Below are 12301 nucleotides of genomic sequence, written 5' to 3' on the forward strand. Positions count from 1 at the left end.
ATGCCACCTCCGGTTGCGTCGTCACGATGTGCATCCCCTCGCTCACCACGGTCGTGCACGCGCGCAGCCTCTCGCCGTCCGCGGTCCAAACCCAGCAGTCCTGGCAAGCGCCCATCAGGCAGAACCCCGCGCGCACCTCGCCGCCGAACTCCGACTGCCGCACATGGCCGACCGAGCACAGCATCGCGACGAGCAGCGTGTCGCCTGCGAGCGCATCGATGTCCTTGCCGTCGATGCGCAGCTTCACCGTCTTGCGCCCGGTCTCGCCCAGGCGGATGAATCGTCCGCTCATGCCGTCGCCTCCCGCGCTCCCAATCGCTGCGTTCAATGCAGAATGTCCTGCAGCCTGTAATACGCGCCGACGAGCGGCAGAAACCACGGGCTCCCGAAGTGCCCCGGAATCGCCGGCCATTCGAGCTGCCGCCATGGGTTGCGCTGCGCGGCGCCGAACATCACGTCGGCCATCACGCGCCCCATGTGCACCGACATCTGCACGCCGTGGCCGCTGTAGCCCATCGAATAGAAAAGCCCCTCGTGCTGGCCCGCGCGCGGCAGACGGTCCGCCGTCATGTCGACGAGACCGCCCCAGCAGTAATCGAGGCGCACATCGGCCAGCGAGGGGAAGTAGTTCGCGAGCGCGGCGCGCAGAATCCGTCCGCTCTTTTCGTCGGAACGCGGATTCGACATCGCGAAGCGCGCGCGTCCGCCGAACAGCAGCCGGTTGTCGGCGGTCGTCCGAAAGTAGTTGCCGATGTGACGCGTCGTCACGTACGCGCGGCGCTTCGGCAGCAGCGCGTCGAGCTGCGCGGTCGCGAGCGGCGCGGTGGCGACGATGAAACTGCCGACCGGCGCGATGCGCCGGCGAAACCATTGCAGCGGCCCGATCTGCGACGCGCCGGTCGCGACGAGCACGCGGCCCGCGCGGATCGTGCCGCGCGCGCTGACCACCTCGTAGGTTTCACCGGAAATGCGCTGCAGGCCCGTCACAGGCGCGTGTTCGAAAATCCGCGCGCCGTGCCGCGCCGCCGCCTCCGCCAGACCGACGCCGAACTTGCCCATGTGCATCTGCGCGCCGTTGCGCTGGACGAGCCCGCCGTAAAACCTGTCCGAGCCGACTTCGTCGCGAATCCGTTCGGGCGGCACCAGCTCGACGTTCGGATCGACGTTGGCACGCAGCGACTCGTAGGTCTTCGCGAGCTTGTCGAAGTGCTGCGGTTTGGCGGCGAGCTTGATCTTGCCGCCGTGGAAGAAATCGCAATCGATCTGCTCGTCGACGACGATCGATTCGACCGTCTTCACCGCGCTCTCGTAGGCGCGATAGAACGCCTTCGCGCGTTCGGCGCCGATGCGCCCGGCGAGCGCCGCATAGTCGTGCGCGAGGCCGGTGTTGCAGTGGCCGCCGTTGCGGCCCGACGCTTCGCCGACGATGCGTCCGGCTTCGAGCACCGTCACGGGCACGCCGCGCTTCGCGAGCTCGAGCGCCGCCGACAAGCCGGTGAACCCGCCGCCGATCACGACCACGTCGGCGGCGCCCTCGACCGGGCCAGCTTGCCCGCTGCGAAACTGCGGGGCGGTGTCGAGCCAGTAGGATTCGAGCTTCATCGTGCTCCTTCGCGGATGGCGCGGCGGCTTAGAGACCGAGTACGCCGGGCAGCCCGCCGATGTCCGTGATCTCGTGATAGCCATAGTAGGACGTCGACGGCTCGTGTCCGCGCGCGACGAACACCTTGTTCTTGATGCCGAGGTCGTGGGCCGACATGAGGTCGTAGCGCAGGCTCGACGACACGTGCAGGATGTCTTCCGGATTGCAGCCGAGGTTGTCCAGCATGTATTCGAACGCCTGGAAACGCGGCTTGTACGCCTGCGCCTGCTGTGCGGTGAAGACCTTGTGGAACGGGGCGCCGAGCTTGTCGACGTTGCTGTGGATCTGGTCGTTCGACGCGTTCGACAGGATCACGAGCGGGAATTCCTTCGCCACTTTCGAGAGCCCCGCCGGGACGTCCGCATGCGGGCCCCAGGTCGGCACGGCGTCGTAGAAGCGCTGCGCTTCGGCAGCGTCGTATGCGAGGTTCCAGCGCTTGAGCGTGCGGCGCACGGCGTTCATGACGACGTCCTGATACGGCTTCCATGCGCCGAGCACTTCGTCCAGACGGTAGCCGGCGAAATCCTTGACGAACTGTTCCATGCGCTCGGCGCCGACGCGGTCGGCGAAGATCTCGCGCGCCATGTCGCCCATGCGGAAGCGGGTCAGCGTGCCGTAGCAGTCGAAGGTGATGTATTTGGGCTTGAAGTGCGCCATGTCGATGTCCTTGGTCGGGGCAAATGAGCCGCCGGCACGTTCGAAACGCCGGCTGCTGAGAAGCATTACAGCACCGCAAAAAATGTGGCTTGCCGCGTATTGGACTCGGCTGGAGAAAGATTCGGCCGTTTTTGGGGCGTCGTGCAGCAGAGAATGCGGCGGGGGGCGGGAGGAGTCGGCGCACTTGCAGCGCCGTTACTTACGCCGCCGTTTCCGAGCGATCGCCGGCCTTGACATATGCCAGCATATGCATAAAATAATACCCACTTTCCAGCCTTCCGGGAGCGCATCGTGCGAACCGTTTCTATTTTCAAGAACAACGCCAACCAGGCTATTCGCATTCCCAAGGACATGCAGTTCGAGGGCGTGACCGAACTCGAAATTCGCCGGGAAGGAGACACTATCGTGTTGCGCCCGGTACGTCCGAACTGGTCTTCCTTTGCCGTCGAGCCGTTGGCCGACGAGGATTTTCTTGCTAAGCGTCCCCCCGTCATCGGCCCCGGTCGGTTCGATCTTTCGAGCGCCGATGACGATGGCGAGGAGTCTGACCAGTGACACAGCTCTACATGCTCGACACCAATATCTGTTCATTCATCATGCGTGAGCGTCCGCCTGAAGTTTTGGCGCGACTCGAGGCTTGCGTCGATGCGCAGCAGCGAATCGTCGTGTCGGCAGTCACTTACGCAGAAATGCGCTTTGGATCCATCGGGAAGAAGGCGTCGCCGAAGCACGCGGGGCTGGTGTCGGCGTTTGTTGCGCGTCTGGACGGCGTGCTCCCTTGGGATGCTTCAGCCGTGGATGAGGCGACGCGCATACGCGTCGATCTGGCGAAGCTGGGAAACCCTATCGGCGAAAACGATTCCGCGATTGCCGGCCATGCGATTTCCGCAGGTGCAGTCTTAGTGACGAATAACGTGCGGGAATTCAAGCGCGTGCGGGGACTTCTGTTTGAAGATTGGGCAATGCCTGTCGAGTAATGGCGTCCACACAAGCACAACAAAGGCCGCGTCGAAGACCAACGCGGCCTTAAGCAATGAAGACAAATGCGCGGCCAACCCTACACCACGAGCAGGCCCCCGCTTGGCCTCAAGCCCCCCGATTCAAATCGATCAACACGCTCTTGAAGCGCAGATTCGCCTCGAACGCGTGACGCCCCAGGTCCTTGCCGAGCCCCGATTGCTTGTAGCCGCCGGTCGGGATGACGAAATCGGACGTGCGTCCATAGCGATTGATCCACACCGTGCCCGCCTCGATGCTGCGCATCGCGCGCAGCGCACGGCTCAAGTCCGACGTATGGACGCCTGACGCCAACCCATATTTTTCGTGGCTCGCGAGCGCGAGCGCTTCGTCTTCGTCGTCGAAGGTCTGCACGGTCAGCACCGGGCCGAACACTTCTTCGCGCACCGCGTCCGACTCGGTCGTCACGCCGGTCAGGAGGGTCGGCGCGTAGAACGCGCCTTCGCCTTCCACGGCGATCCGGCCGCCGCCCGTCGCGATCTGCGCGCCCTGCTGCACCGTGCGCGCGACGATGTCCTCGATCCGCTGCGCCTGTCCGGGCGAGATGATCGGCGAGAGCGTCGTGCCCGGCGCCCACGTGTGCCCGGCCTTGAGCGCGTTGAACGCCGCCCCGATGCCGTCGATCAGCCGCGGCGCCGCCGAGCGCTCGACGATCAGCCTCGAACCCGCGACGCACACCTGCCCCGCGTTGCCCGTAATCGCCCCCGCGACACGGCGCGCGACGAGATCGAGGTCGGGCGCGTCGGCGAACACGATTTGCGGGCTCTTGCCGCCCAGCTCCAGCGTGCAGGGCTTCGTGCCGGTCTCGGCGCACGCGCTCATGATCGCAGCTCCGGTCTTGCTCGATCCGGTGAACGTGACCTTGGCGATCTTCGGATGACGCACGAGCGCGTCGCCTGTCGTGCGCCCGTCGCCCTGCACGACGTTGAAGATGCCGGGCGGCACGCCCGCTTCGATCGCGAGCTCGGCAAGCCGCAGCGTCGAAAACGGCGTCAGTTCGGACGGTTTCAGCACCACCGCGTTGCCCGCAGCGAGCGCCGGCGCCACCTTCCACGACGCCATCACCAGCGGAAAATTCCACGGCGCGATCGCACCGATCACGCCGTACGGCTCGGCGACGATCATGCCCAGGTGATCGGGGCGCGTCGCCGCGACCTCGCCGCCGATCTTGTCCGCGAACTCCGAGTAGAAGCGGATGCCCTCGGCGGTGAACGGCACGTCCCATTGCGCGGCGTCGCGGATCGGGCGCGTCGAGCCGACCGCTTCCAGGCGCGCGAGCGTGTCGACGTCGGCCTCGATCAGCTCGGCCCAGCGGCGCATCACGCGGGCCCGCTCGCGCGGCGCGCGGCGCGCCCAGTCGCCGGTCTTGAACGCCAGCCACGCATCTTCCACCGCGCGGTCGACGAGATCCGCATCGGCGATCGGCAAGTCCGCGTACACGACGCCGTCCGACGGACGCGCGACGTCGAGCGCCGCAGCGCCCGTCACATAGCGGCCCCCGATGAAGTGCGCGCTGCGCACGGCGACAAGAGCGGGATCGAAGCTGTCCATGATGTGGGTTCCGGTTCGGTTCGCTGAAAAAGGCGCCAATCATGGTACGGGCGATGCCGCAGCATTTGCTGCCGTGATGACGGGGGTCGACCGCGCGCGGCGCGCGTTGTGCCGGGCGCGCGCAGTGCGGCATGCGGTATCGGCCGCACAATAAGATCGTCCTAGCCGCACCATTCGGCCGGTGCGACAGTACGCACGCGAAGTGAAGCACCACGGGCCGGTTCACGCGAACGACAGGCCATCAAGAGGAGTGGAACGTGACTGAACCAATTGCTCGCTCAGAAGCCGCCGCACAGGTCCGATATCGCCCGATGACGGCCGACGATCTCACTGCCGCGCACGAACTGTCGATGGCCGTCAAATGGCCGCATCGCCGCGAAGACTGGGAGTTCGCGCTGAACCTCGGCGCGGGGTTTGCCGCGGAAGACGGCGGCGGCGTCATCGGCACGGCGCTCTATTGGGAGTTCGGGGCGAGGCACGCGTCGCTCGGCATGGTGATCGTCGCGCCCGATCAGCAGGGCCGCGGCATCGGCCGCGATCTGATGACGCTCACGGTCGACGCGCTCGCCAAGCGCACAACCTTCCTGAACGCGACGCCTGCCGGCCAGCCCCTTTACGAGAAGTTCGGCTTCAAGGCGATCGGCAGCATCCATCAGCACCAGGGGACCGGCGGCGCGCACCCGCCCGTCGTCGCGCTCGCGCCCGGCGAGCGCGTCCGCCCGCTCGGCGCGCGCGACCGCGACCGGCTCGCGGCGCTGTGGAACCAGGCGGCCGGCTACGACCGCACGCCGCTCATCGATGCGTTGCTCGGCGTCGCCGAGGGTGTCGTGCTCGCGCGCGGCGGCGAGCCGATCGGCTTCGCGATGATGCGCCGCTTCGGGCGCGGCCACGTGATCGGGCCGGTCGTCGCTCCACACCCCGAAGGCGCGAAGGCGCTGATCAGCCATTGGCTCGGCGCGAACGGCGGGAAATTCACGCGCATCGACGTGACGGGCGAGAGCGGCTTGCCGGATTGGCTCGAAGCGCTGGGCTTGCCGAAGGTCGACAGCGTCGTGACGATGGCGCGCGGCGAGCCGCCCCGGATCGCCGGCAAGGCGCGCGTGTTTGCGATTACCAATCAGGCACTCGGCTGATCGAGGCCCCTCGATCGCCGATGTCCTGTTTCTTTGACGCCATGACGTTTGTCTACAAGGCCGATCCGGTACGCGGCGCGCAGTGGGCGCGCCTCTTTGCCGAGCAGGCGCCCGGCACGCCCTTCCACATCTGGACCGGCGACATGCCGCCGTGCGACGCGCACGACGTCCGCTATCTGGCGCTATGGCAGGTCCCGCAGATCGATCTCGCGGCGGCGTTTCCGAACCTGGAAGTGGTGTTTTCGACGGGCGCGGGCGTCGATCAGTTCGACTTGTCGGCGATTCCGCCGCATGTGCCGGTCGTGCGGATGGTCGAGCCGGGGATCGTCGCGGGGATGGTCGAATACGTGACGCTCGCGGCGCTCGCGCTGCATCGCGGCTGGCTGACTTACGCGGCGCAGCAGCGCGAAGGGCGTTGGGAGCCGCAGCGGACTGATGTCGCCAGCGCGCGGCGAGTCGGCGTGCTCGGGCTGGGTGTGCTCGGCAAGGCGGTCCTGACGCGGCTTGCGAGCTTCGGCTTTCCATGCGCCGGATGGAGCCGGTCGCCGCACTCGCTCGACGGGATCGAGTGCTTTGCCGGCGCCGGCGCGCTGCCCGCATTTCTTGCACGCACCGACATCCTCGTGTGCCTGCTGCCGTTGACGGACGCCACGCGCCATTTCTTGAACCGCGATCGGTTCGCGCAACTGCCGCGCGGGGCGTCGCTGATCAACGTCGGTCGCGGCGGGCATGTGCAGCAGGAGGACTTGCTAGCGGCTCTGGATAGCGGGCAGCTCGGCGCGGCGGTGCTCGATGTGGCCGATCCTGAACCGCTCGCCGCCGATCATCCGCTGTGGCGGCATCCGCGCGTGATGCTGACGCCGCATATCGCGAGCATGACGCAGCCTGAGAGCGCGGTGGAGGTCGTGCTGGACAACTTGCAGCGCCATCGCGCAGGCGAACCGCTGGTGGGGCTGGTGGACCGGTCGCGGGGGTATTGAAGCGACAAGGCGATCTCACTCGCTTCCCGGTGACAGTCGGCATGCTTGCCAACGCGGCGCGAAGAGGGCGATGGGAATCGAGCGAGCTTGAAAAGCCGGGAGCGGAATAGCCCGCCTCCAAGCGCACAAGTTTCGTGCTTCCAACCACGGTCAAACCGATGGACTGCGCCTCAAAGCTCGATTTTTGCGCCACCACCTGCCGCCCGCGGCACAAAATGCTGCCCTCACCGCAAAAACACAATTCCCGCGCTTAACGAAGCACCAATCCCAGCGTCTTCGTTATTTCTCTCCCGCTACCATGGGTCGCAAGCGGTCCGCGCTCTCGTGACACACGCAGCCCACGATGCGCGCACCTTCCCAGCACTTCGTGACGTGCCCCGCACGCCCTCACCGCGCCCAAATCATGCCGACCTCCGCCCTGATCGAGTCCGACCGCAAATATCTGATCCACCCGGTAGCGAGCCTGCGCGCGCACGAAGCGCGCGGCGTCACGATCCTCGAATCGGGGCGCGGCGCGTGGCTGCGCGATATCGACGGCCACGAACTGCTAGACGCGTTCTCCGGCCTCTGGTGCGTGAACACCGGCTACGGTCACGAAAGCATCGTGCGCGCCGCCACCGAACAATTGCGCCGCCTGCCCTACGCGACCGGCTACTTCCATTTCGGCAGCGAGCCGGCGATCAAGCTCGCGGAGCAACTGATCGAAAAGGCGCCGAAGTCGCTGCGGCATCTCTATTTCACGCTGGGCGGCTCGGACGCGGTCGACGCCGCGGTCCGCTACATCACGAACTACTACAACGCGACCGGCCGGCCGCAGAAGAAGCAGTTCATCGCGCTCGAGCGCGGCTATCACGGGTCGTCGTCGGTCGGCGCGGGGCTCACGGCGCTTCCCGCATTCCACCAGAACTTCGACTTGCCGCTGCCGCATCAGCATCACATTCCGTCGCCGTACGCGTATCGCAGCGAAGCGGGCAACGATCCGCTGGCGCTCATCGCGCAATCGGTCGCGGCGTTGCGCGAGAAAGTCGCGGCGCTCGATCCCGAGCGCGTGGCCGCGTTCTTCTGCGAACCGATTCAGGGCTCGGGCGGCGTGATCGTGCCGCCGAAGGGCTGGCTGAAAGCGATGCGCGAGACATGCCGCGAACTTGACATCCTCTTCGTCGCAGACGAAGTCATCACCGGCTTCGGACGCACCGGCCCGCTCTTCGCGTGCGAAGGCGAAGGCGTCGAGCCGGACCTGATGACGATCGCCAAAGGCCTCACGGCCGGCTATGCGCCGATGGGCGCGGTGCTGATGTCCGACGCGGTCTATGCAGGCATCGCCGACGGCGCAGGCACCGGCTCCGCGGTCGGTCATGGCCAGACGTATTCGGCGCACCCCGTGAGCGCCGCGATCGGGCTCGAAGTGATGCGTCTCTATCACGAAGGGGGGCTGCTCGCGAACGGCGTCGCGCAGGCGCCGCGCTTCGAAGCCGGCTTGCGCGAACTGCTCGCGCATCCGCTCGTCGGCGATGCGCGCAGCCGCGGTCTGCTCGGCGCGCTCGAACTGGTCGCCGACAAAACCACGAAGCGCCGCTTCGACCCGGCCTTGAACCTGAGCGAGCGGATCGCCTCGACGGCCTATCGCAACGGCGTGATCTTCCGCGCGTTCAGCGACAACATCCTCGGCTTCGCGCCCGCGCTTTGCTACACGAGCGAGGAGTTCGACGTCCTGTTCGAGCGCTTGAAGAAGACGCTCGATACCGTGCTCGACGCCCCCGACGTGCGCGCCGCGCTGGCCTGAGCCGGCTCGGAACGGCGGCGCGGCAACGCCTTGCGCGCCGCCGTCCCGCCTCCCTAAGAGGCTTGCCGCACAACGGTTTGCGGAGGAATAATTTTGAGACGGCGCGTGCTACGATAGTTCGCTCACCACGCTTCCATAGGTCACTACCCGCCGTGACGACGAACGCAAACGGATCGATGAAGTTGGACCGGATCGACCTTCGCATCCTGTCCCAGTTGCAACGGAAGGGCCGCATTACGAATGTCGAGCTCGCAGACGCGGTCGGCCTGTCGCCGAGCCCGTGCCTGATTCGCGTGAAGCGGCTCGAGAAGGCCGGTTACATCGCGGGCTATGGCGCGCACCTGGAGCTCAGCAAGCTCGGCGACATCCAGCTCGTCTTCACCGAGATCACGCTGCAGGACCATCGCCGCGAAGACTTCGCCAAGTTCGAGGCCGCGATCCGCAACGTCGACGAGATCGCGGAATGCCATCTCGTGAGCGGCGGCTACGACTATCTGCTCAAGTTCGTCACGCGCAGCGTCGTGCATTACCAGAGCGTGATGGAGGGCCTGCTGGAGCGCAATATCGGCATCGAGAAGTATTTCAGCTACGTCGTCATCAAGACGCCGTTCGTGAAGAACCATTTACCGATCGAAAGGCTGTTTCCGCTGACGGAATGAGCGCCCGAGCAGGGCATCGGAACGGCGCGCGGCCGACAGATCGATAACGGCAGTTGGGCGGTATTGCTTCTTTCGAGCGGTATCGCCGGTGTTTTACATTTCGTAATCCTTATTCTTTCAGATTCAATTCCCGCCATGCCGCTCACGCTCACTCGCCCCGAACTCTCCCGCTCCCACAACTTCATCGCCGGCGTTTGGCAAGACGCCGCCTCCGGCGCCCGTCATCCGGTCAGCGACCCTGCCACCGGCATCGAGTTCGCAAGCGTCCCCGACAGCGGCGCGGCCGACGCCCAAGCTGCCGCCGACGCCGCCCACGCCGCGTTCGACATCTGGCGCGAGCGCACCGCCCGCGAGCGGGCACAGTTTCTCAAGCGCTGGCATGCGGCCATCGTCGCCAACGGCGAGGATCTCGCGCGCATCATCTCGCGCGAGCAAGGCAAGCCGCTTGCCGAAGCGCGCGGCGAAGTCGCGTATGGCGCGTCGTACGTCGAGTGGTTCGCCGAGGAAGCGGTGCGCGCTTACGGCGACATGATCCCTGCGCTGATGCCGGCCAAGCGGATGATGGCGGTGAAGGAGCCGGTCGGCGTCGTCGCCGCGGTCACGCCGTGGAATTTCCCGCTGGCGATGATCGCGCGCAAGATCGCGCCCGCGCTCGCGGCCGGGTGCACGGTCGTCGCGAAGCCCGCGGAAGACACGCCGCTCACCGCGCTCGCGCTCGTGCGGCTCGCCGAGGAAGCCGGACTGCCTGCGGGCGTGCTCAACATCGTGACGGCCTCGCGCGACCGTGCGCCCGCCGCCGTCGCGAACTGGCTCGCCGATCCGCGCGTGCGCAAGATCACGTTCACGGGCTCGACGCCGGTCGGCAAGCATCTCGCGCGCGAATCGGCCGAGACGTTGAAGAAGCTCTCGCTGGAGTTGGGCGGCAACGCGCCGTTCATCGTGTTCGACGACGCGGACCTCGACGCGGCCGTCGCCGGTCTGATGGCGTCGAAGTTCCGCAACGGCGGGCAGACCTGCGTGTGCCCGAATCGCGTCTACGTGCAAAGCGGCGTCTATGACGCGTTTGCGCGCAAGCTCGTCGAGCGCGTGGCGGCGCTGCGCGTCGGCCCCGCGACGCGCGAAGATTCTCAGATCGGCCCGATGATCAACGCGCGCGCCGTGGACAAGATCGAGCGCCATGTGAAGGACGCGCTCGCGCACGGCGCGACCGTGCTGACGGGCGGCCGGCGTCTGACGGGCGACGGCCTCGAGGGCACGAACTATTACGCGCCGACCGTTCTCGGCAACGCGAACCGCGACATGGCGCTGTTCCGCGAGGAAACGTTCGGCCCCGTCGCGCCGCTGTTCCGCTTCGACGACGACGCGGACGTGCTCCGCGAAGCCAACGACACCCCGTTCGGCCTCGCCGCTTATTTCTATTCGACCGACGTGCGCCGCATCTGGCGTGTCGCGTCGCGCCTGGAGAGCGGCGTGATCGGCATCAACGAAGGCGCGGTGGCGAGCGAAGCGGCGCCGTTCGGCGGAATGAAAGAATCGGGCTATGGCCGCGAAGGATCGCGCTACGGGCTCGACGACTACCTGCACATCAAATATCTTTGCCAAGGCGGGCTGGCTTAAAGCCGCTTTGTCTTCGTTGAAAGGACACCGATATGACGACCGATTCCACGCCGCGCGATCACGCCGGCGCCTACCCCGTCGACCTCGAATTTCCCGACCTCAGCGCCTATGCGGCAGGCAACACCGGCATTCCGTACGTCTACACCTGCGACAGCGGCGCGTTGGGACCGCATGTGATGATCAACGCGCTCACGCACGGCAACGAAGTGTGCGGCGCGATCGCGGTCAAGGCGCTGCTCGATCTCGGCGTGCGTCCGCGGCGCGGCAGGCTCACGCTCTCGTTTGCGAACATCGACGCCTACCGCACGTTCGATCGCAGGGCGCCCGATGCGTCGCGCTATGTCGATCAGGACTTCAATCGCGTGTGGACTTCGGAAAAGCTCGACGACGCAAGCGCCAATTCGGTCGAACTGCGGCGCGCGCGGGCGTTGCGCCCTGTCGTCGATACCGTCGATGCGCTGCTCGACTTGCATTCGATGCATGAGAAGAGCGCGCCGCTGATCGTCTCCGGGCCGCTCGACAAAGGCATCGCGCTCGCCCGCGCGCTCGGTGCGCCCGCGACCGTGATCAGCGACGAAGGCCATCCCGAAGGCCGGCGCATGCGCGACTACGCGGACTTCGGCGATCCGCAAAGCCCGCGCAATGCGCTGCTGGTCGAGTGCGGGCAGCATTGGGAGCCGTCGGCGGTGACGGTGGCGAAGGATTGTACGGCGCGGTTTCTGGTGTTGTCGGGGGTGGTCGACGAAGCGGATTTGCCTGCGGATTGGTTTGTGCCGAAGCCGGAAACGATGCGGGTGATTCGCGTGACGGAGCCGGTCGTCGCCAAGAGCATGGATTTTCGCTTCGCGGGTGCCTATACGGGGCTGGAGACGTTCGAAAAGGCGGGGACGGTGATTGGGTGGAGCGACGGCGAGCCCGTCGTCACGCCGTATGACAACTGCGTGCTCGTGATGCCGTCGTTGAGGCAGTTGCGCCCGGGGGTGACGGTGGTGCGGTTGGGGAGGTTGCTGGGGAGCTGAGTGCGTTCACGCGCGCCGAGAGCAGCGATCTGGACATCCTCATTGACCCGGCACCGGAAACAACCCTGTTCGACATCGGGGCGATCCGTCACGAACTGCACAAATTGCTTGGCGTGTCGGTAGACGTGTTGCCCCCCAATGCGCTGCCGGACACGTTCCGGGCCACGGTGCTAGCCGAGGCTCGTCCCGTATGAACGGCAACCCGCAGCGCTTGGCTGACTACCTGGCGCACATCCTTGAAGC

At 66.4% G+C, this 12301-nt stretch carries 13 protein-coding genes; 9 read left to right on the plus strand and 4 right to left on the minus strand.

All coding sequences use genetic code 11. From position 1 onward, the window contains the following. From J3489_RS30925 to J3489_RS30935, 3 genes are all read right to left on the minus strand, one after another. Window positions 1-292 (minus strand): (2Fe-2S)-binding protein (locus J3489_RS30925; protein ID WP_207004627.1); only part of this gene is annotated, 292 nt, incomplete at its 3' end. A 32-nt stretch (window positions 293-324) separates the two neighbouring features. Further along, window positions 325-1602 (minus strand): NAD(P)/FAD-dependent oxidoreductase, encoded by a 1278-nt coding sequence (locus tag J3489_RS30930; RefSeq protein ID WP_207004628.1) that lies wholly within the window; start codon window positions 1600-1602, stop codon window positions 325-327. Window positions 1603-1630: 28 nt separating this feature from the next. Then, the gene (locus J3489_RS30935) at window positions 1631-2299 is read right to left on the minus strand and encodes a haloacid dehalogenase type II (protein ID WP_207004669.1); all 669 of its coding nucleotides are present in this window, start codon (window positions 2297-2299) and stop codon (window positions 1631-1633) included. A gap of 291 nt (window positions 2300-2590) precedes the next feature. Between J3489_RS30935 and vapB the strand changes: the two genes are divergently transcribed. Further along, window positions 2591-2854, plus strand: coding sequence for a type II toxin-antitoxin system VapB family antitoxin (gene vapB, locus J3489_RS30940; RefSeq protein ID WP_207004629.1), 264 nt, complete (start codon window positions 2591-2593; stop codon window positions 2852-2854). Beyond that, on the plus strand, window positions 2851-3276 hold the full coding sequence (locus J3489_RS30945) for a type II toxin-antitoxin system VapC family toxin (protein ID WP_207004630.1): 426 nt from the start codon (window positions 2851-2853) through the stop codon (window positions 3274-3276). Before vapB ends, J3489_RS30945 begins: the two co-directional genes overlap by 4 nt. A 109-nt stretch (window positions 3277-3385) precedes the next feature. Here J3489_RS30945 and J3489_RS30950 read toward each other — a convergent pair whose 3' ends face one another. After that, window positions 3386-4867: an aldehyde dehydrogenase family protein gene (locus J3489_RS30950; RefSeq protein WP_207004631.1), complete on the minus strand. Its 1482-nt coding sequence runs from the start codon at window positions 4865-4867 to the stop codon at window positions 3386-3388. 311 nt (window positions 4868-5178) lie between these two features. Here J3489_RS30950 and J3489_RS30955 point away from each other — a divergent pair, with 311 nt between their 5' ends. From J3489_RS30955 to J3489_RS38005, 7 genes are all read left to right on the plus strand, one after another. After that, window positions 5179-6000, plus strand: a complete 822-nt coding sequence (locus J3489_RS30955; protein WP_207004670.1) for a GNAT family N-acetyltransferase — start codon at window positions 5179-5181, stop codon at window positions 5998-6000. Between the two features lie 41 nt (window positions 6001-6041). Beyond that, window positions 6042-6980 (plus strand): 2-hydroxyacid dehydrogenase, encoded by a 939-nt coding sequence (locus J3489_RS30960; RefSeq protein ID WP_207004671.1) that lies wholly within the window; start codon window positions 6042-6044, stop codon window positions 6978-6980. Between the two features lie 403 nt (window positions 6981-7383). Next, window positions 7384-8763, plus strand: coding sequence for an aspartate aminotransferase family protein (locus tag J3489_RS30965; protein ID WP_207004632.1), 1380 nt, complete (start codon window positions 7384-7386; stop codon window positions 8761-8763). Window positions 8764-8939: 176 nt separating this feature from the next. Then, on the plus strand, window positions 8940-9422 hold the full coding sequence (locus J3489_RS30970) for an Lrp/AsnC family transcriptional regulator (protein ID WP_207004633.1): 483 nt from the start codon (window positions 8940-8942) through the stop codon (window positions 9420-9422). A gap of 135 nt (window positions 9423-9557) precedes the next feature. After that, window positions 9558-11039 carry an NAD-dependent succinate-semialdehyde dehydrogenase gene (locus tag J3489_RS30975; RefSeq protein WP_207004634.1) on the plus strand — a complete coding sequence of 494 codons (1482 nt, stop codon included), beginning with the start codon at window positions 9558-9560 and terminating at the stop codon, window positions 11037-11039. 32 nt (window positions 11040-11071) lie between these two features. Further along, window positions 11072-12058, plus strand: coding sequence for a M14 family metallopeptidase (locus J3489_RS30980; RefSeq protein ID WP_207004635.1), 987 nt, complete (start codon window positions 11072-11074; stop codon window positions 12056-12058). Beyond that, window positions 12055-12252: a nucleotidyltransferase family protein gene (locus J3489_RS38005; RefSeq protein ID WP_242540445.1), complete on the plus strand. Its 198-nt coding sequence runs from the start codon at window positions 12055-12057 to the stop codon at window positions 12250-12252. Before J3489_RS30980 ends, J3489_RS38005 begins: the two co-directional genes overlap by 4 nt. Window positions 12253-12301 lie beyond the last annotated feature (49 nt).

Source organism: Trinickia mobilis (assembly GCF_017315705.1).
Lineage (GTDB): Bacteria > Pseudomonadota > Gammaproteobacteria > Burkholderiales > Burkholderiaceae > Trinickia_A > Trinickia_A mobilis.